This window comes from Aquimarina sp. 433 (assembly GCF_054054605.1).
On sequence record NZ_JBSWZK010000005.1, the window covers coordinates 314996 to 336886 of the forward strand.

At 31.6% G+C, this 21891-nt stretch carries 26 protein-coding genes; 21 read left to right on the top strand and 5 right to left on the bottom strand.

Translation table 11 applies throughout. From position 1 onward, the window contains the following. Positions 1-101 precede the first annotated feature (101 nt). From ACWNT5_RS12695 to ACWNT5_RS12735, 9 genes are all read left to right on the top strand, one after another. Positions 102-530 carry a DUF2141 domain-containing protein gene (locus ACWNT5_RS12695; RefSeq protein WP_456517528.1) on the top strand — a complete coding sequence of 143 codons (429 nt, stop codon included), beginning with the start codon at positions 102-104 and terminating at the stop codon, positions 528-530. Positions 531-630: 100 nt separating this feature from the next. After that, the gene (locus tag ACWNT5_RS12700; protein WP_456517529.1) at positions 631-1251 is read left to right on the top strand and encodes a hypothetical protein; all 621 of its coding nucleotides are present in this window, start codon (positions 631-633) and stop codon (positions 1249-1251) included. 48 nt (positions 1252-1299) lie between these two features. After that, positions 1300-2652 (top strand): 2TM domain-containing protein, encoded by a 1353-nt coding sequence (locus ACWNT5_RS12705; RefSeq protein WP_299607813.1) that lies wholly within the window; start codon positions 1300-1302, stop codon positions 2650-2652. Further along, positions 2645-2989 carry a 2TM domain-containing protein gene (locus ACWNT5_RS12710; protein ID WP_299607816.1) on the top strand — a complete coding sequence of 115 codons (345 nt, stop codon included), beginning with the start codon at positions 2645-2647 and terminating at the stop codon, positions 2987-2989. The genes ACWNT5_RS12705 and ACWNT5_RS12710 overlap by 8 nt, the downstream gene beginning before the upstream one ends. After that, on the top strand, positions 2979-3323 hold the full coding sequence (locus ACWNT5_RS12715) for a 2TM domain-containing protein (protein WP_456517530.1): 345 nt from the start codon (positions 2979-2981) through the stop codon (positions 3321-3323). Before ACWNT5_RS12710 ends, ACWNT5_RS12715 begins: the two co-directional genes overlap by 11 nt. A 10-nt stretch (positions 3324-3333) precedes the next feature. Further along, positions 3334-3648 (top strand): 2TM domain-containing protein, encoded by a 315-nt coding sequence (locus ACWNT5_RS12720; RefSeq protein ID WP_299607821.1) that lies wholly within the window; start codon positions 3334-3336, stop codon positions 3646-3648. 20 nt (positions 3649-3668) lie between these two features. Further along, positions 3669-3980: a 2TM domain-containing protein gene (locus ACWNT5_RS12725; RefSeq protein ID WP_456517531.1), complete on the top strand. Its 312-nt coding sequence runs from the start codon at positions 3669-3671 to the stop codon at positions 3978-3980. A 44-nt stretch (positions 3981-4024) separates the two neighbouring features. After that, positions 4025-4330 carry a 2TM domain-containing protein gene (locus tag ACWNT5_RS12730; RefSeq protein WP_299607826.1) on the top strand — a complete coding sequence of 102 codons (306 nt, stop codon included), beginning with the start codon at positions 4025-4027 and terminating at the stop codon, positions 4328-4330. 171 nt (positions 4331-4501) lie between these two features. Then, positions 4502-5257, top strand: coding sequence for a LytR/AlgR family response regulator transcription factor (locus tag ACWNT5_RS12735; protein WP_299607828.1), 756 nt, complete (start codon positions 4502-4504; stop codon positions 5255-5257). A gap of 3 nt (positions 5258-5260) precedes the next feature. On the opposite strand, the gene ACWNT5_RS12740 is transcribed toward ACWNT5_RS12735, so the two are convergent. After that, the gene (locus ACWNT5_RS12740) at positions 5261-7135 is read right to left on the bottom strand and encodes a T9SS type B sorting domain-containing protein (RefSeq protein ID WP_456517532.1); all 1875 of its coding nucleotides are present in this window, start codon (positions 7133-7135) and stop codon (positions 5261-5263) included. A 155-nt stretch (positions 7136-7290) separates the two neighbouring features. Between ACWNT5_RS12740 and ACWNT5_RS12745 the strand changes: the two genes are divergently transcribed. The 3 genes from ACWNT5_RS12745 to ACWNT5_RS12755 all read left to right on the top strand — a co-directional run bounded on the left by ACWNT5_RS12745 (position 7291) and on the right by ACWNT5_RS12755 (position 9602). Continuing rightward, positions 7291-8907: a helix-turn-helix domain-containing protein gene (locus ACWNT5_RS12745; RefSeq protein WP_456517533.1), complete on the top strand. Its 1617-nt coding sequence runs from the start codon at positions 7291-7293 to the stop codon at positions 8905-8907. A gap of 145 nt (positions 8908-9052) precedes the next feature. Continuing rightward, positions 9053-9214 carry a hypothetical protein gene (locus ACWNT5_RS12750; RefSeq protein ID WP_299607835.1) on the top strand — a complete coding sequence of 54 codons (162 nt, stop codon included), beginning with the start codon at positions 9053-9055 and terminating at the stop codon, positions 9212-9214. A gap of 202 nt (positions 9215-9416) precedes the next feature. Then, positions 9417-9602 (top strand): hypothetical protein, encoded by a 186-nt coding sequence (locus ACWNT5_RS12755; RefSeq protein WP_456517534.1) that lies wholly within the window; start codon positions 9417-9419, stop codon positions 9600-9602. 99 nt (positions 9603-9701) lie between these two features. Here the strand turns inward: ACWNT5_RS12755 and ACWNT5_RS12760 are convergent, their stop codons facing one another. Then, positions 9702-11078 (bottom strand): hypothetical protein, encoded by a 1377-nt coding sequence (locus ACWNT5_RS12760; protein ID WP_456517535.1) that lies wholly within the window; start codon positions 11076-11078, stop codon positions 9702-9704. 457 nt (positions 11079-11535) lie between these two features. Between ACWNT5_RS12760 and ACWNT5_RS12765 the strand changes: the two genes are divergently transcribed. The 4 genes from ACWNT5_RS12765 (at position 11536) to ACWNT5_RS12780 (ending at position 14891) form a co-directional block, all read left to right on the top strand. Further along, a complete protein-coding gene (locus ACWNT5_RS12765) occupies positions 11536-11952 on the top strand; it encodes a hypothetical protein (protein WP_299607843.1) in 417 nt (138 codons plus the stop codon). Between the two features lie 175 nt (positions 11953-12127). Further along, on the top strand, positions 12128-13102 hold the full coding sequence (locus ACWNT5_RS12770; RefSeq protein ID WP_456517536.1) for a helix-turn-helix domain-containing protein: 975 nt from the start codon (positions 12128-12130) through the stop codon (positions 13100-13102). A gap of 95 nt (positions 13103-13197) precedes the next feature. Further along, on the top strand, positions 13198-13986 hold the full coding sequence (locus tag ACWNT5_RS12775; RefSeq protein WP_456517537.1) for a cupin domain-containing protein: 789 nt from the start codon (positions 13198-13200) through the stop codon (positions 13984-13986). Between the two features lie 140 nt (positions 13987-14126). Beyond that, a complete protein-coding gene (locus ACWNT5_RS12780) occupies positions 14127-14891 on the top strand; it encodes a YARHG domain-containing protein (RefSeq protein ID WP_456517538.1) in 765 nt (254 codons plus the stop codon). Between the two features lie 84 nt (positions 14892-14975). Here the strand turns inward: ACWNT5_RS12780 and ACWNT5_RS12785 are convergent, their stop codons facing one another. Both ACWNT5_RS12785 and ACWNT5_RS12790 read right to left on the bottom strand, forming a co-directional pair. Then, the gene (locus ACWNT5_RS12785; RefSeq protein ID WP_299607856.1) at positions 14976-15779 is read right to left on the bottom strand and encodes a lysophospholipid acyltransferase family protein; all 804 of its coding nucleotides are present in this window, start codon (positions 15777-15779) and stop codon (positions 14976-14978) included. Between the two features lie 167 nt (positions 15780-15946). Beyond that, positions 15947-16546, bottom strand: coding sequence for an NUDIX hydrolase (locus tag ACWNT5_RS12790; RefSeq protein ID WP_299607859.1), 600 nt, complete (start codon positions 16544-16546; stop codon positions 15947-15949). Positions 16547-16584: 38 nt separating this feature from the next. Between ACWNT5_RS12790 and ACWNT5_RS12795 the strand changes: the two genes are divergently transcribed. Next, positions 16585-17346, top strand: coding sequence for a peptidylprolyl isomerase (locus ACWNT5_RS12795; protein ID WP_456517539.1), 762 nt, complete (start codon positions 16585-16587; stop codon positions 17344-17346). A gap of 12 nt (positions 17347-17358) precedes the next feature. On the opposite strand, the gene ACWNT5_RS12800 is transcribed toward ACWNT5_RS12795, so the two are convergent. Further along, positions 17359-18084, bottom strand: coding sequence for an RDD family protein (locus ACWNT5_RS12800; protein ID WP_299607865.1), 726 nt, complete (start codon positions 18082-18084; stop codon positions 17359-17361). A gap of 39 nt (positions 18085-18123) precedes the next feature. On the opposite strand from ACWNT5_RS12800, the gene ACWNT5_RS12805 reads away from it, so the two are divergent. Genes ACWNT5_RS12805 through ACWNT5_RS12820 form a run of 4 tightly spaced genes read left to right on the top strand, consistent with a single transcriptional unit; the run spans position 18124 to position 21888 of the window. Further along, positions 18124-19092: a stage II sporulation protein M gene (locus ACWNT5_RS12805; RefSeq protein WP_456517540.1), complete on the top strand. Its 969-nt coding sequence runs from the start codon at positions 18124-18126 to the stop codon at positions 19090-19092. Further along, positions 19073-19996, top strand: a complete 924-nt coding sequence (locus tag ACWNT5_RS12810) for a hypothetical protein (RefSeq protein ID WP_299607872.1) — start codon at positions 19073-19075, stop codon at positions 19994-19996. Before ACWNT5_RS12805 ends, ACWNT5_RS12810 begins: the two co-directional genes overlap by 20 nt. Further along, positions 19989-20711, top strand: coding sequence for a hypothetical protein (locus tag ACWNT5_RS12815; protein WP_456517541.1), 723 nt, complete (start codon positions 19989-19991; stop codon positions 20709-20711). The genes ACWNT5_RS12810 and ACWNT5_RS12815 overlap by 8 nt, the downstream gene beginning before the upstream one ends. Beyond that, a complete protein-coding gene (locus ACWNT5_RS12820) occupies positions 20704-21888 on the top strand; it encodes a DUF4350 domain-containing protein (RefSeq protein WP_456517542.1) in 1185 nt (394 codons plus the stop codon). The genes ACWNT5_RS12815 and ACWNT5_RS12820 overlap by 8 nt, the downstream gene beginning before the upstream one ends. The last annotated feature ends 3 nt before the right edge of the window (positions 21889-21891 follow it).

Below are 21891 nucleotides of genomic sequence, written 5' to 3' on the forward strand. Positions count from 1 at the left end.
TGTCTTTAAATTCATAAACACAACCAAAAGTAATCTTAAAATAAACTACAAATCAAACACTTGCAAAAACATATGTTTAATTTTATAAATAAAACTAAGCCATGAAAACCACTTATTATTTCACTTTTATTATTATTTGTCTAGTAAGCTCTTTTACTACTTATGCACAAAACGATGAAAACACCATCCAAATTGATATTTCAAATATCAAATCTTCTGAAGGCACCATCAGAATTGGGTTGTATAATAGCGAAGAAAACTTCTATAAAAAGATATTCAAATCTACCAAAGTAAAAAGTAAAGAAGGAGCGCTTACCGTTACTTTAGAAAATATTCCAGCGGGCACCTATGCTATCTCATTATTTCATGACGAAAATGATAACGAAAAACTAGATACAAACTTTTTTAAAATACCTAAAGAACCTTACGGCACTAGTAATAATGCTAAAGGAAACTTTGGCCCACCAAGTTGGGAGGATGCTAAATTCTCAGTTTCTAATGGAGATGTGATCCAATCTATTAAATTTTGATACAATTCATCCATCATAAACTACAGTTCGGTATGATTTAATTCCAAATTTTCTGTTGTTGAAGGATATTTACCATGTAAAACTAAAACAACAAAAAATTATGAAAACAATTATCCTTATAGCTTCCTTTTTTATAGTACTAACATCAAACGCACAACAAGCATATGAAAAAGGAATGGGAAAAGCTTTTGAGCTTTGGGGCAATCAAAAAAACGACGATGCAGCAAATCTATTCGAACGAATCGGTAGAGCAGAAAAAGACAATTGGTTACCTTTTTATTATGCAGCGCAAATACATATTATAAAAACATTTAATACCAAAGACGCTGAGGAAATTGAATCCCGTTTAAAGAAAGCTCAGAATTATTTGAATGAAGCTAAGACCTTTTCCAAAGACAATGCCGAAATTTTAATTCTGGAAGCAATGCTAAATACAGCATATGTAGTGTATGATGGAACAAAATATGGAATGACACATTCGCCTAAAGTCGAAGAATTATATCAAAGAGCAAAAAAAATAGAGCCCGAAAATCCAAGAGCAACCTTATATCATGCAGAGTGGCAAATGGGAGCTGCTAAATTCTGGGGTAAGGATCCAAAGGCCTTTTGTCCTGAAATAGAAAAAGCTATCTTGTACTTTGAAAAAGAATCGAACACAACACCTTTTTATCCAGATTGGGGAAAAGATCAGATAAAAAGGATACAACAAAACTGCGAATAAGGCGTAGCAGACTTGTTCATCGATTCGATATAATACCAAAATTATACTATGAAGGATTTAAGAAGAGTACTGATCATTGCATTCGGAGTATCTATCGCAATAACTATCGTTAACTTATTCGCTAACGGTTTCAAAATTGATAGATTCTTAAGCATACAATACTGGATTATCAACTTCTTATATAGTTTCTTTCTCACGTATATCAATGTGTTATATTTTAGATATATCAATTATAAATTTGAATGGAAAAATAAAGGAATACAACGAATATTAATTGGTGCTGGTGGCTCTATAGTAGTAACCATGTTAGGATACTTTATTTGTGAGTTTATTGCAAGTGTTGTAGTACTACAAAGACAAACAACTAATGAGTTTTTAGCAGATCAATCTTTTGGAGATTATGTATTCCCACTATTGATCACAGCAATTATTTCATTGTTCTTTCATACCATTTACTTTTATAAAGCCTTACAAGAAAAAAAGGTAACCGAACAAAAAATAATAGCAGGTACAGCATCAGCAAGATTTGATGCTCTAAAAAATCAATTAGATCCCCACTTTTTGTTTAACAGTCTAAATGTTTTGACATCATTAATTGATGAAAATCCAAGAATGGCTCAAAAGTTTACCACGTCGTTATCTAAAGTATATCGATATGTATTAGAACAAAAAGATAAAGAATTGGTAACCGTAGATGAAGAACTAAAATTTGCAAAAACATATATGACCTTGTTAAAGCTTAGGTTTGAAGACAGCATTATTTTTGAAATGCCCGAAAAAGCTTCTAATCCCGAGGCCAAAGTTGTTCCCTTGTCTTTGCAGATTTTATTAGAAAACACCATTAAGCATAATGTAGTAATGCCGGATAAACCACTACATATCAAAATTTATGAAGATGATGGTTTTCTAATTGTAGAAAACAACTTACAAACCAAAGAAGTTATCAAACAAAGCAGCGGTGTAGGTTTAGGAAATGTACAGCAACGATATGGATTACTTACCAAAAGAGAGTTTTCTGTATTCAAGACTGAAACAGCTTTCATTGCAAAGCTCCCGATATTAACTAAAAAAATAACATCAATCGATATGACAACATCACAAAATATAGCAATCGCAAAAGACCTAAAATATAAAAGAGCTAAAGATCGAGTAAAGAAAATGAAAGAATTCTACGGAAGTTTGGTCGCCTACTGCATCGTAATTCCGTTCTTGATATTCATCAATTATAAAACCACTGGTTTTGGTCTTCCTTGGTTTATTTTTCCAATGGCAGGTTGGGGATTAGGATTAATCTTCCATTATGCAGAAGCATTTGATCATCACCCAATATTTGGCAAAGATTGGGAAAAAAAGAAAATCAGAAAGTATATGGAAGAATCTAAAAGAGGAGATTATGAATAAGATGGATAAAAGAAAAGCCTATAATCGTGCAAAAAAACGCGTAGCCGAAGAAAGAGGATTCTACACACATGCCACAGTATATGTAGTAATGAACATTATCATTTTTATTTTTAAGATACAAATAGGCGATTATGTGAATAGTGAAAGATACAACGACTTCCTGCCATGGAATGTAGTAAGTACTCCCGTGTTATGGGGAATAGGATTATTAGGTCACGGATTATGGACATTTAGACATAGAAACGGATTAGGAAAACTTTTTAATCGCTCAATTTTCAGTAAAGAATGGGAAGAAAAAAAGATTGAAGAGTTTATGAATAAAAACAATGAATTGTAATATCATGGAAACATCAGAATTAAATAAAAAATATGAGTACGCTAAAAAACGAGTAAAAGAAGAGCGTATATTCTATACACATTTGGGTGTTTACTTGATAATTAATGTAATTATTGCAGCAGTAATTTTACAATTTCAAGAGTATATATATGATGGATATTTAGTGATTAATTTGATCAGTTCTCCAGTATTATGGGGAATATTTTTACTTGCACATGGATTATGGGTATTTAGAGATAGAAAATTGAAGAAAAATTCATTTACCCTTTCTTTATTTAGTAAGAAATGGGAAGAAAAAAAGATCAAAGAATTAATGGACGATACTAATCAATAAAAAAAGAATCATGGAAAATTTAGAAAAAAGACAGAAATATTTAAACGCAAAAAAACGAGTTGAAGCAGAAAAAGGATTCTATAGCCATTTTACCGCATATGTAATTGTCAATGTTTTCTTGTTATTCATTAATGCTGATTTTTTAGATAATGGTTTTAGTGACTTCTTTAACTGGAATTTGTATATCACTCCGTTTTTCTGGGGTATTGGTTTATTTTTTCATTGGGTAAAGGTTTTCAATCCTAACATAATATTTAGCAAACAATGGGAAGAAAGAAAAATCAAAGAGATTTTGGATAAAGAAAAGTTTAATAATTTTCTATAAAAATCATAATACTATTCGTCATGAAACCAATAGAAGAAGATAAGAGATATAAAGAAGCTAAAAAAAGAGTTGATGATGAAAGAGGTTTCTATACACACCTTACTTTTTATATTGTCATTAATATCATCATCCTTTTCATCAATACCAACTTTAGCAGTCAGGGATTTAAAAACTGGGCACAATGGCACTTATATGCTACTCCATTTTTTTGGGGAATAGGATTGCTATTTCATGGACTGAGAGTCTTTAAACGCAATTTTGTGTTTGGAAAAAGCTGGGAACAAAGGAAAATAAAAGAGCTTATGGACGAAGATGATACGCTAGATGTATGATCATTCGATGTAAAATAATACAATAACTAACAAAACAGTAACCAATGAAAGATTTCGAAGAACAAAAAAGATACGAACGTGCAAAAGAACGCGTAGAAGAACTAAAGAAGTTTTATAATAACCTATTTTCGTATATCATCATTATAGGATTTTTAGCGGGATTAAATTATTATCAAAATGAATGGCGCTACGCTTGGTTTTTATGGGCAGCATTTGGTTGGGGAATCGGTTTAGCATTTCATGCGGTAAAAGCTTATAGAATCAATCCGATGTTTGATAAAGATTGGGAAGAGCGAAGAATACGAAAGTATATGGATGAAGAAGATAGAGAGAAGCAACTTTGGGAATAAATTAGATAATTAGATTGAATTACAGAAGCGTGAAATTGGCATATTTAACCTTATCTTTTTTGTTATATTACAATAAATATAGTTAATCAGCTTTTGCAAACATCAAGTCTAAATCACATAAAAAAAACAATAATCTAATTCATCCAACAATCTAACAATCCAAACTAAAATATGAATGTACTCATAATAGAAGACGAAAAACCCGCAGCAAGGAGACTTAGTCGTATGCTTGATGATCTTGATATTAAAGTAGATACGATGCTGCATTCTGTAAGCGAATCCATAGAATGGTTTAGTAATAATCCACATCCTGATCTTATTTTTCTGGATATTCAGTTAAGTGATGGTTTATCTTTCGAGATTTTTGATTCTATTACGATTAAGAGCTCTATTATTTTTACAACTGCTTATGATGAATATGCTTTAAAAGCTTTTAAATTAAATAGTATTGATTATTTACTGAAACCTATTGATGATGAAGAATTGGAATCCGCTGTAAAAAAATACAAAGAGCAATTACCTACTACTCCATCACTACAAGTAGATTTTGAGGATATCAAAAAACTTTTGGTAAACCCTATGGATAGAGAATATAAGAAACGGTTTACAGCACGTGTAGGTCAACATCTTAAAATATTCTCTGTAGAAGATATAGAATGTTTCTATTCTGAAAATAAAGGAACTTATCTTCATACAAATGAAAATCGGAATTATTTGATCGATACCACTTTAGAGTCTTTGGAGAGTGAATTGAATCCGAAACAGTTTTATAGGGTAAACCGCAAGTTTTATATCAACATCAATGCAATAAAGGATATTATTTCCTATACGAATTCCAGGTTACAGATAAAGTTACATCATTTTAATGAGCAAGAAATTATAGTGGCAAGAGAACGTGTAAAGGATTTTAAAGATTGGTTAGAATAATTATTACCGAATCAACGAAAAGTGCCCAGTAACACTAGACCTGTCTTGTAAATCTATTCGAAACCAATATTCAGAAGAAGGCATTTGTCTGCCTAGATACGTACCATTCCAACCTGTGCTGTCAGGAAGCAATTGCTTTAGTAGTTTACCATAGCGATCATAAATATAGATAGAAGCCGAGGGAAACTGCTGTATCCCTTCTATCTGCCATAACTCGTGAAAACCATCATTATTTGGTGTGAAATATTCTGGATATACTAACAATATATATTCCTCTGAATCCGTACCGCATCCATTTATTTCTCTTACCATTACTTCATATAGGCCACCTTCTAAATTCGTAAACACATTACTACTTTGGTAATTAACACCATCTATAGAATATTCAAACTCGCCAGTATTTGCAGTTGTAATAGTAATGGTATCACCAATAGATGTAATAGCCTCAATGACAGGAGCTTCACTTTCTATAACTACAATAGTCTTCACACTAGAACACATGTTGCTATCCGTAACTGTCACAGTATATGTATCTTCAACATTTACAGTAATATTAGAAGTTGTTTCACCAGTATTCCATAAATACGTTACATTAGTAATTCCGGCATCCAATACCACACTTCCTCCTGAACAAAAAGAGGTTTCTTCATCTGTTACTTCTGGAGATTCAAAAAAATCCAAGCTAACGGCAGTTCGGGTATTCGATATACAAGAGCCCAATTCAGAAATAGCCTCGGCATAATAAGTACCTGAAACATCCGTAACATATGTTGTAGAATTAGCTTGCAAAAGACTTCCGCCTGCTACACTATCATACCAATTTACCGTAATACCGTTAGGAACATTTACAGAGACTCCCTGATTTTCGTTATCACAATTAATAACATTTCCATTACTTACAGGTGCAACAGGCTGTGTTATTATATTTACTTCATAGGTTTCTGATAAAGCGATACACAATGGATTAATAAGATTTATAGCATCCTCTGCAACTTTTACTCTATAATAAGTTGTTGTTGACAATGAAGGTGTAGTAAACATATCATTAGTTTCTCCGGGAATATCAGTCCAATTCACATTGTCAGAACTTTCTTGCCATTGATAAGCATGGGTTGTATAAATCGAAAAATCTGGAGTTGCAGTTAAAGTTGTTGAGATTGGAGCATCACTTTCACATTCAGTAATACTAGAATTATCTAGTGTATCCGTAACATCGATAAAATCTCCACATGTTCTAAAAACAATGTCGTCTATTGCCAAATCGTTTCCACAACCTCCATCACCGTTATTACTCATTCTCAATACAACAGATGTTTGCCCAGGCAAAGTTTGAAATACTAAACCATACTGTTCCCAATTTGGACTTGCCGTAGAAAAAATATCACCAGTACTCCCAGAAGCTAATAAATTAGTATCAGTAACATCCCATATTTGAAAATTTACATTCACTGGAATTCCATTTCCTCCACATCCGCTAGATGGCAATAAATTTAACAACCAAGCTGAAAATTCATAAGAAGTATTTTCACATAATCCCGTTACTGGTCTTCTAAAAAATTCTCCTGCCGTAAAATCTGCGTTGACAATAAAACATTTTCCATTCGTATCTCCAGGCGTATGATCCTCGGTATCATGCCAATCGAAATATCCCGTAAAACTAGAAATCGTATATGCTCCATCATCTGGCGCGGTATTTACATATCTATACGTTGTACTACCCGGAGGTAATGCGGGTCCAATAGTCGTTCCTGTTCCAAAAGTTTCATTAAAAATTGGGTCACCAGAATTCCCATTACAAAAGCCCAATTGCGCCACCAAGGCAAACGGAGAAAACAAGAGTAAAGACAGAACACAAAAAGTGTAATGAGATCGCTTCATAGTCCGAATATAGACTATTACCGTAAATAGACAACTGGTATCCCAGTACAAACTTTAAATTTTTAAGTATTTTGCAACAGAAAGTAAATTATGTTGCAAATTCTAAAAAAGAATAGCGTCCGATCCACTTTTACATTATTCACAAATCATCTAAAATGACTACTCTATACCCATACACTCTCAATAAGTACGTCTTTCCTATTATAATACTATTTCTTTCAATTACTACTCACACTCTTTCTCAAGAAAACAAGGAGTTACAAAAAGCGGTTTTTTTAGTTGATAAAGGATTTGATTTATATAGTTCTGAAGATTATGATGTAGGTATACAATTCTATGATCAGGCTTTAAAAATCAGTAAAGAACTCAAAAATGATTCTTTAGTATCTATAATACATACATTAAAAGGTCACATATACTTAAGAAATGGAAAAAATAAAGATGCACTGCAAGAATATACGAAAGGATTACAGTTTGCTAAATTTACAGAGCATAAAGAATTAGAAGTTAAAGCCAATGCTGGATTAATCGTTATTTTAAGAAGGATGAATCGGTCGGAAAAAGCATTAAACATTGCGCTTCGTTCTCTTGAAATCATTCCAAAAACAAATATGTATCGAAAAGATGCACATGTAAGTATTCTTGTACTTAGTAGTGAAGTGTATTTGGCTAGAGAAGAATATGATTCAACCCTATTTTATGTAGAAAAAGCATTAGAAATCAGTAAAGAACTTTCATATAAAGAGGCTATTCTGGATTTGTATATTAAAAAAGGAATGGTCTATTATCATAAAAAACAATATAATGCTTCTCTAGATTATTTATTGAAAGCTAAAAATATATTAGCTACTCAAGAAATTAGTAACAAAGCATTTCCTATCATAAACACCACCTACTACACAGGTAGTTGTTATTATGAGCAAGGATTATATGATAAAGCAATTCCCATACTAGAAGATGGCATTAATAATTTTGAAGAAACAGATTTCTTTAAACCTCCTGCGATAAGAGCACATTTACTTTTAGCTAATTGTTACAACGAAAAAAAGGATTACGAAAAAGGAAGCTTTTGGCAAAAGAAATACATGGAACTTAATGACGCTTATCAAAAAGATAAAGATCAAACGATAGATATCATTCATGAAAAAGAGACTAACCAACTACAACAAAAAATAACTGATCTCGAAAATAATCAGCAACAAGCAAAAACCAAATTGTTTATTTTTTTGTTGGTAATTTCTCTAGCAATGGTAATACTGTCCTACAATTACATCAAGAAACAAAAATCTAATAAAGTTGTATTTCAAAACTTAATGCAAGAAATCAATCAATTAGAATCTGTAAACAAACAAACAGAAATTCAAGAACAATCTAAAAAAGAAATTAGTATTGATGACCAAAAGGTGCAAGAGATCATCAAAGGAATCGAAAAATTAGAGACGCAGGAATATTTTCTAAAATCAGATTGTAATTTGCGAACTATGGCAAAGAAGTTAAAAACAAATGCCACCTATTTATCACAAACCATCAATCAACACAAAGAGAAAAGTTTTACCGAATATATCAATGATCTTAGAATTACCTATGTTCTAAAGAGATTACAGGAGGATTCAAAATTTAGATCCTATGCTATTCAATCCATAGCTTCCGAGATTGGATATAAAAGTAGTTACTCTTTGGTAAAGCATTTTAAAGCTAAAACAGGAATCAATCCTTCTTACTATATCAAGAGCTTAAATAAGCAAGAAACAACATCAGAAATCAAGGTATAAATGATCGCTATTTTAAACAATTTAGCCATATAAGATTACCACAGATGCTTTAAACCAAATATATTTCTATCGAAATACATTTATTTCCAGATAAGAATATCTCAAAAAAAAGGGATACTGTACTAACGATCAAACAATTCGAATAATGAAAAACAACAAAACACAAAAGATCTCTCTAAAAAAGCTAACTGTAGCAAGGATTAGTAACGATTCCATGACTAAAATTGAAGGTGGAAGTACCGTTTTAACAAGTAATTATTGGGAACAGGGTGGCGCAGTGATTCCTTTTTGTTATATACCTGATTAAATAATACTTGTAAGTATTTAGAACCTGCAAAAATTTGCAGGTTTTTTTTATGGCTATTTTGTTTAAAATAGCGAATACTTGTTTTTTAACAGGTTGATCACTTATTACTTTGGTATCCGAATCAAAATAGCTTTCTGGCTTCATTTTGATAAGGGGTAACCGAAAACCTTAGCAACAGAGTAGGTATCTAAAACATATAATCATGCTTAAAAATCTTTTAAACACTACAGGAGTAACAACACTAAAAAAAGAAGAACAAAAAACCATTAATGGAGGGAATACGGGTATGCAATGTCGCAGTCATTCAGATTGTAGTGCCCTAAACGGCATTCCTGGATTCGAATATGAAGAATTCTTCTGTCGTTGGGGATATTGCCAGATTATGTAATAACTTATTATTTTATAAGTCCAATAAAAAACCCCAAAAGACAACTCATCTTTTGGGGTTTTAGGAAAAATAATAATTACTAAAACAAACAATTAATTTTTATATCGCTACAATACCTTGGGTATTGGTATCTGGTAAGTTTCCTGATTCTTCGCCAATGAACTCTAACGATTGTCCATTTACTCTATAGATTCCTATTGTGCCGTCTAGCCCATACAATTGGTATAAAAATTGACCATCATCGCTAATCCACATATCGATCCATCCTTGGGTAGTTCCGAATGCAGCACCAGGATCCGTAGTATTACCTGTGGCTCCTACTCCTTGCGCAGCTACCTGATCCAATAAGGTTACTACTCCGTTATTAAAGCTAAAGGATGCCAATCCTGCTTCAATCGCATTAGACACAAAGAAAGTACTTCCATCTGCTGTAAAATCTAGCCAACAAGCAGTTCTACCTGTATTTCCTTCTCCAGATCTCACATCCAGACTAATAGGGTTTAAGCTTCCATCACCCTGAATTTGCCAAGTAGATACTGATCCATCTTGCAAAGCCGGAAATGCGGGTGGAGTTCCGTCTGGTTGAAATTCTCTTGCTTCTGTTACCACCACATAATTATTTCCTACAATCTGAAATCCTATGGCTGATGGTAGATTTCTACCTTCTACATTATCTCTAAGTGTTGAGGTTGCTCCTGCTACTTGATTAGCGGATAAGGTACCATCATTATTCACAGCATATACCACAAGTTCATCTTCGCTTCCAGAAGCTAATGCTGCTGCTCCAGAATTTATAGATGCTACTACTAACCAATTACCATCTGGTGAAAACTGAACAGCAGAAGGTCTGTTTGCTAAATTTCTGGTAGAACCTGCAATGCGTGATAAAGTTCCATCTTCTAACAACCAAAATCCTGTTACCGTTCCTTGTTGTCCTGGTTCTCCTTCTCCCAAAAACTCTGTTCTCGAAATATTCGACACATACACAATTCCTTTTACACCATCTGCATCTACAGAAGTATAGGCAATACTATTAGGTCCTTCTGCTCCTGTAGGCTGTGGGGTACCAGCCATTTCTAAAGAGAAATCATCTTGAATATTAAATGATGTGATGGTATTACTACCAGCATTTACTGCCAGTAAGTTTTCATTGTCATCGGTTTTTGTAAGTGCGTATGCAGAAATTAGTGGATCCAGTCCTTCTCCTCCATCAAAATCTCCTCCATTTCCACCAGTAGATACAGGGCCAATTGGTGTTAGGGTTCCGTCTGCATTTCTTCCATAAGAAACTATAGTATTTGCTCCTTGTATAATTCCAGAAATCTGACCATTTCCATTTGTCATTGCATATACAGCTCCAACAAATGCATCAGGCTCTCCTCCTCCATCGGAGATAAAATCATCATCGTCATTACATGAGGTAACAAGAAGTACAACAGCCAAAAGCGCAGATAAGCTTAATTTTAGATTTTTCATTTTATTCTTTTTTGAGTTTAAGTCTATGTTTACGTTACGTATTGAATAACATCCATACAAATAGTAAAACATGTATTCAATTTTTATCTACTGTCTATTCGGCCGAATATGATGTAAACATCAAGAAAGGAAGTTCGTTACTCTTTAAAATTCTTGACTATAATTTGGTACGCTTCGATTTCTGCATACTTACAGCATTAACAAAAGGTAATTATTAGCTGTCAAAAACTTAAGACACTTACCAAAACCACATAAATGATTCAAAAACAATTAGTTAAAACCAAAGCCACTATGCATCAAGCATAATGAAAAATTCACAGAATTTATAAGAACATTAACACTTTATCTAAAATGCTTTAACATAGCAGTATTACTGTAAATGTTAGCTAGCTAACAGAAACTTAGCGCATACGCAACCAATAATATTTTTTTACATCTAATAAAAAAGCAAAAAACAATGAACAAACCATTTAAATTAATTGCCATAGCACTATCGCTTCTATTGGCAACCTCTCAAATGTCCTGTGACGAAGATGAGTGTGATGATGTAGCTTGCACCTTAGTGCTTATACGACTTTCTGTAACAGTTACTGATGAAAATCAAGATCCTGTAGAACTAGATTCATTTGAAGTTATCAATCTTGATACTAATGAAAATATTACCGTTTCACTGCTACCTGAAGAACTCGAAGAATGGTTAAGACAAGGGAGATATCCTTTGGCAGAAGATGGTAGCATCGGAGTGAACTTACAACAAGAAATTCAATTTAGAGGATTTATAGACAATCAAGAAGTTATTAGAAGTAACTATGTTATAAGTTCAGATTGTTGTCATATAAATCTAGTTTCTGGGGATGTAGACCTTACTATTTAAAACGTAAAAATTTAAACGAATAGCATCTGAACTCTTAATCGGAGTTTAGATGCTATTTTAGTATTATAGTTTTTTTGAATACATCATTTTGAAAAATATAATTCCCTATTTTTATTCGAAGTTAATTACTTAAATAAACTTCTTGTATTCATATAATGATAGACCTATTTTGAAGATGCAAAATGAAATTTTATTCTTCTTTAGTGCTTTAGGGATTTTTAATACGTTATGTATATCTATATATCTGTTCTTGAGATATAAAACATTTAAGCCTTATCTATTTCTAGCGATATTTCTATTATTCGTAACTGCTAGAGTTGGAATTTCTTGTTTTTATTTTTTTCAAGGTAAGATCGCCCCAATACTTATTCAAATTGGTTTGTTATCCAACTTACTTATGGGTGTAAGTTTGTATATTTTTATAAGTAGTAAGCATATAAAACCAAAAGATTTTATCCATTTCTTTTCGGTTGTAATTGTACTTGTCATCTTTAGTATAGCGATCCCGTTCTCCTCTTTTTTCCTATTATGGGATCATACGATACGTTTTATAATTCATGGGATATTAACTATCTATATTGTAGCATCATGGTTCCAATTGTATAAGAAACATAGGGCAAAACAAAAAATCTATACCAAACTGATAATTTTAACAGCGTTCACCTTATTGTGTCTATCCTTTTCTATTTCATTATTCACTAGCTATATCATTGGGCCTATAGGTGCTACCATTATTATTTATGTAACAATTTTAAAGTTTTTCTTAAGTGCCAGAAAAAGCAATAAGTATCGAAATAGAAAAATTGAAGATAAAACTGCAGAGAAACTAATTCTTGAAATCAAACAATGTGTTATTGACCATCAATTGTATAAAAAGCAAAATTTAAAAGTAAAAGAGTTGGCAGATGAATTAGGAATTCAACCACATGTGCTTTCTCAAATTCTAAATGACAATCTTCAACTAAGTTTTACCTCCTTTATCAATCAACTTAGAATTAGAGAAGTCAAAAAGATGCTTACTTCAGAAACAAGACTTACTATTGAAGCTATAGGAGAAGAAGCTGGATTTGGTTCCAAAACAACATTTTTTAAGGTTTTTAGAGCTGAAGTAGGAATGACTCCCAAAGAATTTATCAAAAATAACTCCTGATTTAGAAAACGGCACTTTTCTTCTCTTTAAAGTAAGTCTCTATATACTATAAAGTTTCATATTCGTATACACAATTCTTAAACTTTATAAACACAATGGACAAAAGAACATTTACTATACTATTGTTGGTCTTGCTATCAGCAATAACAACAGGGCAAGACAAAGTTAAAAATCCTATTCTTTTGGATAAATCTGTTTTATCTGGAGTTGGCCTAAAAAAAATAGATTTAAAAGATGAGCCTGAAAAAGATTTTTATCAAAAGCGTTTATATCGTGGCAATGACATCAGTATTTATGTAGTTTCAACGGAAACCTGGAATAATAAATTCGAAAACTTTTGGTTCGATGAATTTATATATATGTATCATGGTGAAGCCATTATCAAACCTAAACATGGAAAAGCCCAATTATTTCACTCCAATGATTACTTTTTTGCTCCAAAAGGATACACTGGTGAATGGGAAATAAAAGCTGGCAAACACCTTCATTATGAACTATCAGTAATCACCACCAAAAGAGCTGATTCAACAATTATTTCAGAAAATCTTACGCATGAATTATTTGATAAATCTGTCTTATCAGGTGCACATATTCAATTAGATAAGAATCGTAAGTTTACTCAGACCTTACGAAAAGGTGTAGAATTAACAATTAGCTTAAAAGCGGAAGAGCCTTCTCTATCAAAAATAAAAGATACTAAAGAAATATTGATCCAATTATTATCGGGTATGGTCACGATAAAGACATCAGACAATACCGAAACAACTTTTTATAGTGGGGACTTCTTTATAATTCCTGAAAAGATGATTGGAACTTGGAAATCGAAAGGACATGGATTAATAAAATATCTAACAATTGAAAAAACAAGCAGTATAAATAATTAATAAATATACTATAAGGTTTTATGGTTATTTGACCATCTAAACATGAGTAATTATCTTTTCGGGAGATTTTAGGTATTTCATAGAAAAATTGAATGTAATATCATATTTTGCCCATACCAACGTTAAGCAATAATTACACCATGAAAAAACCTCTTCTTTATATCGTCATGATACTCCTATCCTGTTGTACACAACAGGAAAATAAAACCGCAAGTTCAACTCAGTCTTTAGGAGATATTAGCGAATCTCTTATAACGGTAGAACAACTACAAGGAAAAACGGCTATCGAATTAAGGCTTTTACGAAATGAAATATTTGCAAGAAAAGGTTATGTCTTTAAAGACGTTATTCTAAACGATTACTTTTTGAAAAAGAATTGGTACAAACCAAATGAACAAAAAGAGATTATACTTACTGATATTGAGAAGCAAAATATTGAACTTATCAAAAAAGTAGAAAAACAATATGCTGCGAACTCTACTCAAAAAACCGCTAAATCATCAAATTGTCTTAATAAGACTATTAAAAAATTAAAACCTGAATTTGCCAAAAGTGATTTTGACTTTTTAGGCAGATATAGAATATTTTCAAAAGAGCTAAAGGATTTTCTAAAGAGTATTGATATCAATGATTTGAATACTGATGAAGACGGATATGTCTTTTCTAAAACCTACTATTTAAAAAGAAACTGGGATTTAGACCATATCAAAGATGATGAATGCGAAGATGAAATTTTTCTTAGATATGATGATGAAAATAAGTGGATCTCTATTCAGATAAATAACTGTTCTTTATATAGAGAAAAAGGAGAAGAGGATCAGATTTCAGAACAATCTATCATCATACAGTTTATTATCGAAAATAATTGTTCTTACAAATTCCATAAAGTAACTGTTGCAGGATAATATTTTCTATTGTTATCAGGTTTACCTCTAAAAACTGTAAGAATTATCATAAAAAACCTATTAGTTAAGCTTACTAGTTTTGTTCTAATACTCCCACTGTCGCTTTTTATTTAATTCTTCCTCTGCCTCAATTTCTTCTTGCGGAATAACCTTTAGAAAAGATGGATGTTGTTCTATAGCAAACTCTAATTTACCAACAATATCATCTATAGAATCGTTTTCATAATCAATCTGTAATGGTTCTTTAATTACCATCGATTGCAGAATACCTCTTTTCTTTATTCTAATACCTTTCTTATCAAAAGATCTTCTAAAACCATCAATTACTATTGGAATCACAATAGGCTTATACTGTCTGATAATATGAGCTGTTCCTTTTCTAATAGGTTTAAAAGGTTTAGTCGTTCCTTGCGGAAAAGTAATCACCCAACCATCTTCAAGTGCTCTTTTAATATTCGTAATATCACTCATTTTCACCTGTCGATTGATATCTTTACCTTTCTCTCTCCAGGTTCTTTCCACGGTTATAGCCCCTGCATATGCTAATATTCTTGCTAGTAAACCTGCATTCATAGTTTCTTTTGCTGCTACATAATACAAGTTTAACTTAGGTTTCCATAGATATCCTATATTTTTAATAGAATCCGTACGACCACTTAAGCTAGCATTGAAAACATGAAACATCGCTACTACATCCGCAAAGTACGTTTGATGATTTGAAACGAAAAGAACATTATTATCAGGAAGATCTTTAAAAATTTCACTTCCCTCTATCTGTAATTCATTAAAACCTCTATAACGCCTATGCGTCATAGCGCCCATGATTCTAATAAGCCAGGTTTTTAAAAATAATATATGACCAAAAGGATTTCTTTTAAATAATCCCATAAAAAATTTTATTTACCTAATATCTATCATTAATCGTCCGTACACAAACAGCTCCTGATTTTTAATTAGTTACATTTAAAACTAATTACAATTAATCATATAATAGATACAATTTCAGTTAAATTCTTCTAAATATTTCGAAGAAATCAGGTGCCAAATATACAAAATCAGTGTTCTATAGCAGATTTTAAGAGCATTTTAAGTTCACTAAGCATCATTGCTGTTGCTCCCCAAACTACGTAACCATTTAATTCAAAGGAAGGTACTTCGATATTTTCTGCATAAGAAGTTGATAATTTTTTAGAAATCACATATTGATCATCCAACAATTGTGACAACGATACCTCTATAACCTTAGCTACTTCTTCTTCCTGAGGCACAAAATTGGGTAATGACTGAGAATATCCTAAAAACGGATGTACCCAAAAATTCGAAGGTGGAATATACACTTTAGTTAATGATTTTAATACCTGAATGATATCAGAAGATACTCCTATTTCTTCCCAGGTTTCACGCAATGCTGCAGATTCATAACTATGATCCGACTCTTCAACTTTACCGCCAGGCAATGCTACTTGTCCAGAATGTACACCCTCATATGTCGGACGAAGTATTAAGGCCAAATAGGTCTGATGCTCTTTTGGATAAAAAAGCATTAGAACAGCAGCATTCCTGGGATTTCTCTCTTCGATTTTAATTTTATAGAGTTCTTGTTTTCGAATTTCGGGAGCCATTATAAAATGAGAAGATTCTCCAGGTACTGACATTTTCTGTATTTTTGGAATCAAACTTTTAAATGTTTCGAATGTCATTTACCAGAGTAATTTTAATAGGTAGTTGTATTATTTCTTTAATTTTCTGCAGTTGTGAAGATACACATTCTAAAAAAACTAAAGAGGATGTACTAAAAAATGAGAAAGAGACTTCTAACAAAGAGGTTGAACAACAAAAAACTGAGAATTCAATACCTAAAAACGACTCCAAGACTTTAAACACAGCGGAAAAAGAAGAAGAACCTTTTAAACTTACTAATGAGAATATGAGAGAATTCTTATTAGAGTATGGTAAAAATAACCCTGAAACCTTAGTTCGTGTAAAAACCAAATTCGGGAATATTGACATACAGCTTTATAAAGAATCTCCAATACATCGCGCCAATTTTATTTATCTGGTGAAAGAGAAATATTTTGACGAAACATTTTTTTATCGAGTTGCGAAGGGTTTTGTAATACAAGGTGGAAATAGTGATCGAAGACAAATGGCGCAAAGACGTCATGAGATTGGTGATTACACCTTGCCTCAGGAACCTATTAAAGGACTGACTCATAATCGTGGATCTGTTGCCCTTTCTAAACAATGGGTAGATAATCCTTCCAATCGTTCTACCCCTTATGAATTCTTTATCGTAATTGCTAAACAAGGAGCACATCACTTAGATGGAGAACATACTATATTTGGCAAAGTGGTAAAAGGAATGAATGTTGCTGATAAAATTTCTAATGTACCAGTAGACGGAAGTGAATGGCCAAAGGAAAATATATTTATAAAAGCAGAAGTAATTCGATAATCCACAAAGGATTTATAACTTCTGAGTAAAATAATTGTAATCTTTTAAGACAATATCCAAAAACTGACGATCGTACAATTCTGATTTTACCTGAAGTACATCTTCTACCTTGTTTCGTAAAGCTGTAAGTGTCTGAAAGTCATTTGATCTAACTGCAACTCTGTACGTCTCTTTTATCAATCTTACATCCTTATCGGTAAGCTGAGTCACGTTTAAAAACTTAGGCTCATAATCTTCATTAAGATCTTCAAGAATGGTATGAGAAATTTTTACTTTTTGTTTAGTACGAATGACAATAGTACCTGCTGCAGCATCTCCTAATCGTTGATGTTTGTTAGAAAATATAATACTAAGTACACCCACGGATGAAAGAAAAATCCAAATATCAACTAATCTAAGCATCCATCTCACCAAATAATTACTCCAATGTACTGGTAACCCATCTACTCTTACAACTCTTATTTTTAATAACATTTTACCTACAGTTCTACCATTAAAAATAATATGCATATACAAAGAATAAAAAGAAACAGGTAAAAACAAAAGAGATTGAATACCAAAAACAGTCCAATTATCAGAAAAAGCAGTACCAATTAGTGAGGTAATATAATTGACAATAAATAGATAAAGCCAAAATATTGCAAAATCAATTAAAAAAGCTAGCATCCTTTCCCCTATCCCAGCAGTTTTGTAATCCAAGTTTACATTTTGTGTTGTATTGATTGCTATATTTGCCATTTATATTTAACTAATTATATTTGAGTAAAAAATTGATCGATGCGGGAAGCAGCTTTTGTCAAGCAAAATAAAGAAAAATGGATCGCTTTTGAAAAAGCTATTACACAAAATTTAAGGATTAGCCCAGATCAACTTGCTGAGTATTATGTTCATCTCACAAATGATTTGTCGTATGCGCAGACATATTACCCAGATAGTAAAACACTATTATACTTAAATTCTTTAGCATCTCAAGCACACCAAAAAATATACATCAATAAAAAGGAGAGTAAAAATAGGATTGTAGAATTTTGGAAGACGGAATTCCCCCTTTTCTTTTATCAGCATCAAAAAACACTGTTATTTACATTCTTAGTTTTTTCTATTGCCTGTTGTATTGGTATTATTTCCGCAATTAACGATTCTTCTTTTCTAAGACTTATTCTTGGCGATGCGTATGTAAATGAAACTTTAAACAATATCGACAAAGGTGATCCTACAGGAATTTATAAAAGTGGTAGCATGGTAGGTTCGTTTTTAGGTATCACTATTAATAATATTAGAGTGGCATTTATAGCATATGCCTTTGGAGTAATCACTTCTTTAGGAACTGTTTACGTATTATTTAGTAATGGAATTATGCTTGGCGCATTTATGACGTTTTTCTACACAAAAGGGTTGTTATTTGAGGCTTCTAAATCAGTATGGTTGCATGGTACAATAGAAATTTCGGTAATTGTTATTGCCGGATGCGCTGGAATCGTCATGGGAAATAGTATATTGTTTCCTAAGACATTTTCTAGAAGAGTTTCTTTTATGAAAGGAGCAAAAGATGGTTTAAAAATTGTAGTTAGTACGATACCCTTTTTTATTATCGCTGGCTTTATAGAAGGATTTATTACCAGATATTCCAATATGCCTGTTTGGTTAGCAATGACCATTATATTCAGTTCGTTAGCATTGATAATATTCTATTATATAATATACCCCAGATATCTAAATAAAATTTATGAAAGAGAATTACATTGAGTTAAAAGAAAGTAGAGATTTTGGTGACATTATAAATACATACTTTGAGTTTTTTAAACTTAACTTAAAAAGTTTTACAAATGTATTTATAAGTTACAATGGTATTTTTATTTTTCTTCTTTTAGGGATTAGCTATCTAATGGTTACCGGTTTTATAGGCATGTATAATGTAGAAACCGGTTTTGGTAATGGTACTCAAGATGAATCTGCAATGTTAGTTGGTTTCGGAGTGTTGTTGTTTTTTGTTGTTTTTATTATCATTGCGGCACTTAATTATAGTTTAGCTTCGTCTTACATGATAAATTATGATGAACAAAAGCAGGTAGTAACAGATAAAAAACTAGTCTGGAATATAGTTCGAGATAATATAGGCCGTATTTTAATTTTTATTCTTTTACTTGCTGTAATTTATGTCATCTACATGATCATATCCTTAGTATTATCTTTTATACCGCTAATTGGATTTCTTGCTCAAAATGTTATTGGTTTTGCATTAACGGCATGGTTCGGTATTTCTTTTATGGTAATGTTGAATGAAAATAAAAGCCCTATTGATGCATTTGGAGAAGGCTGGGATTTAGTAAAAAGTAATTTTTGGAAAACGGTTGGTGCCAATTTTATTTTAGGTATTCTTGTAGGGTTAATTCTTCTTTTGATATTGATGATCCCAGGAATTATTGTTGGTGTTTATACCTACCATGCTGTTAGTATAGATACTGCAATTGGTGAATCTGTTTTAGCCAAGGTTATTTATACTTTTGGACTGTGTATATTTTTTGTGGTAATTGCCTATTCACAATCGCTTTCACAATTCATAAATGGTATTTTGTACTATGCACTTCATGAAGAAAAATATAATGTGAATACTAGACAAAAGATTGATCAAATTGGTGCAAGTGAATAAGAACATTTTCTACATATTCATCTTATTATTAATAAACTTCACGTATTCTCAGACGGATTCTCTTAGTGTTTCTATAGATACCGCCGAAATTACTATTCATGAATTTAAAGAAGATATTCCAGAAAGGTACTCTGATAAAGATTTTGATTATACCACTGCAGAAGGAGAAGCTGAAAATATTTTAGCAAGAATTATAAACTGGTTTTTTAATGGCTTACAAGATATATTTGGTATAGAAATAAGTCCTGAATTAGCGGAAATACTAAAAAACCTGATTTATCTGATTTTTATAGCTATCGTCATTTACATACTTATTAGAGTTCTTGCAGGAAAGGAAGTAGCTTCATTTTTTGGCAAAAAAAATAATGTAGTTGCACCTATACATTTTTCGGAAGAACATATTGAAAAAATAGATTTAGATAAATTAATACAGGATGCACTATCTATAAATGATTATCGATTAGCCATTAGATATATGTATATGAAGACTTTACAAGAATTGTCTGTAAAGAAGATCATCGATTATCATTTTGAAAAAACCAATAGTGATTATCAAAGAGAAATTAAGAATGAACAATTAAGATCACTTTTTAAAAAGGTTTCTTACTTGTATGAATATATCTGGTACGGAAAGTTTGATCTAAATCAAGAAAAGTATCATAATGCAAAAATATCCTTTGACGAAATAAAAGGTAACATAGAGAAAATTGGATAAAAAATCGAGAAACATATTAATTCTTTTTGGGTTAGCTTTTTTAACCATTATAATCGTTGAAGTCACTCGACCAAAACCTATAAATTGGAACTCGAGCTACATATCGAGCGATAAAATTCCGTTTGGTTGTTATATTGCTTTTGAAGAACTAAAAACCTATAATGGACAGAGTGAAGTAAATTTGATTAACAAAAATCCTTACGACTTTTTATCCAATAGTTCATATGAAGAAAATTCAGCGTACTTATTTATTAATTCTGGCATCAACCTAGATAAAAGATCCTATGAAAAATTAATAGAATTTGTAAGATCTGGAAATAAAGTTTTTTTAGCCGGAACAAGTTTTGGAAAAGTATTTAAAGATTCTCTTAATATAGAAACAAATACTGATTACCAGTTAACTGAGGAAGAAATAAAGCCCAACTTCTTTTCGAACACATTTAAAAATAGCGACTCAGTAAAATTCAAGAAGAAAATCTACAAAACTGTTTTTCAAAGTTTTGACACCTTAAAAACAAAAGCTTTAGGCTATTACAAAAACGATCTAGAGCCATTGGATCAAATTAATTTCATTGAGATCTCTGAAGGTAAGGGTAAACTATATTTGAATACATTGCCCGAAGCATTTTCTAATTACTACATGCTAACGGATAATGCACATTATACAGCAGCGCTTATTTCGTTTTTAGAAACAGATACGTTCTACTGGGATGATTATATCAAATCAGGACGAAAAGTCATAGAATCTCCTATGCGATTTGTATTAAATCAAATCCCATTGAGTTGGGCTTACTATTTACTAATCCTTGGGGTTTTGATTTTCATTCTTTTCAGAGGAAAGAGAGAACAAAGGATTATACCTGTTATTAAACCTTTAGAGAACACCTCTATTGAATTCACTAAAACCATAGGAGATTTATACTTTCAGCATAAAGATTATAGCAATATAATAGCTCAAAAAATCACCTATTTTTTGGAAAAAATAAGGAGTAAATTTTATATCGATACGAATAAATTAGATAACGACTTTATTCATAGACTAGCTGTAAAAAGTAACAAGTCTGAAGATGAAACAAAAGAACTAATTGATTATATTAATAGTTTACGCAATAGAACACTTCATAATGAAGGAGATGTCGTTGAGTTAAACAAAAAAATTGAAGAATTTAGATTATAATAC

Coding starts and splice junctions, on each gene's coding strand:
- ACWNT5_RS12765 (WP_299607843.1), top strand. CDS start 11,536: ATGAACAAACCATTTAAATTAATTGCCATAGCACTATCGCTTCTATTG.
- ACWNT5_RS12790 (WP_299607859.1), bottom strand. CDS start 16,546: ATGTCAGTACCTGGAGAATCTTCTCATTTTATAATGGCTCCCGAAATT.
- ACWNT5_RS12705 (WP_299607813.1), top strand. CDS start 1,300: ATGAAGGATTTAAGAAGAGTACTGATCATTGCATTCGGAGTATCTATC.
- ACWNT5_RS12715 (WP_456517530.1), top strand. CDS start 2,979: ATGAATTGTAATATCATGGAAACATCAGAATTAAATAAAAAATATGAG.
- ACWNT5_RS12735 (WP_299607828.1), top strand. CDS start 4,502: ATGAATGTACTCATAATAGAAGACGAAAAACCCGCAGCAAGGAGACTT.
- ACWNT5_RS12800 (WP_299607865.1), bottom strand. CDS start 18,084: ATGGCAAATATAGCAATCAATACAACACAAAATGTAAACTTGGATTAC.
- ACWNT5_RS12720 (WP_299607821.1), top strand. CDS start 3,334: ATGGAAAATTTAGAAAAAAGACAGAAATATTTAAACGCAAAAAAACGA.
- ACWNT5_RS12760 (WP_456517535.1), bottom strand. CDS start 11,078: ATGAAAAATCTAAAATTAAGCTTATCTGCGCTTTTGGCTGTTGTACTT.
- ACWNT5_RS12700 (WP_456517529.1), top strand. CDS start 631: ATGAAAACAATTATCCTTATAGCTTCCTTTTTTATAGTACTAACATCA.
- ACWNT5_RS12810 (WP_299607872.1), top strand. CDS start 19,073: ATGAAAGAGAATTACATTGAGTTAAAAGAAAGTAGAGATTTTGGTGAC.
- ACWNT5_RS12750 (WP_299607835.1), top strand. CDS start 9,053: ATGAAAAACAACAAAACACAAAAGATCTCTCTAAAAAAGCTAACTGTA.
- ACWNT5_RS12745 (WP_456517533.1), top strand. CDS start 7,291: ATGACTACTCTATACCCATACACTCTCAATAAGTACGTCTTTCCTATT.
- ACWNT5_RS12740 (WP_456517532.1), bottom strand. CDS start 7,135: ATGAAGCGATCTCATTACACTTTTTGTGTTCTGTCTTTACTCTTGTTT.
- ACWNT5_RS12710 (WP_299607816.1), top strand. CDS start 2,645: ATGAATAAGATGGATAAAAGAAAAGCCTATAATCGTGCAAAAAAACGC.
- ACWNT5_RS12785 (WP_299607856.1), bottom strand. CDS start 15,779: ATGGGATTATTTAAAAGAAATCCTTTTGGTCATATATTATTTTTAAAA.
- ACWNT5_RS12755 (WP_456517534.1), top strand. CDS start 9,417: ATGCTTAAAAATCTTTTAAACACTACAGGAGTAACAACACTAAAAAAA.
- ACWNT5_RS12795 (WP_456517539.1), top strand. CDS start 16,585: ATGTCATTTACCAGAGTAATTTTAATAGGTAGTTGTATTATTTCTTTA.
- ACWNT5_RS12695 (WP_456517528.1), top strand. CDS start 102: ATGAAAACCACTTATTATTTCACTTTTATTATTATTTGTCTAGTAAGC.
- ACWNT5_RS12770 (WP_456517536.1), top strand. CDS start 12,128: ATGCAAAATGAAATTTTATTCTTCTTTAGTGCTTTAGGGATTTTTAAT.
- ACWNT5_RS12730 (WP_299607826.1), top strand. CDS start 4,025: ATGAAAGATTTCGAAGAACAAAAAAGATACGAACGTGCAAAAGAACGC.
- ACWNT5_RS12780 (WP_456517538.1), top strand. CDS start 14,127: ATGAAAAAACCTCTTCTTTATATCGTCATGATACTCCTATCCTGTTGT.
- ACWNT5_RS12775 (WP_456517537.1), top strand. CDS start 13,198: ATGGACAAAAGAACATTTACTATACTATTGTTGGTCTTGCTATCAGCA.
- ACWNT5_RS12805 (WP_456517540.1), top strand. CDS start 18,124: ATGCGGGAAGCAGCTTTTGTCAAGCAAAATAAAGAAAAATGGATCGCT.
- ACWNT5_RS12725 (WP_456517531.1), top strand. CDS start 3,669: ATGAAACCAATAGAAGAAGATAAGAGATATAAAGAAGCTAAAAAAAGA.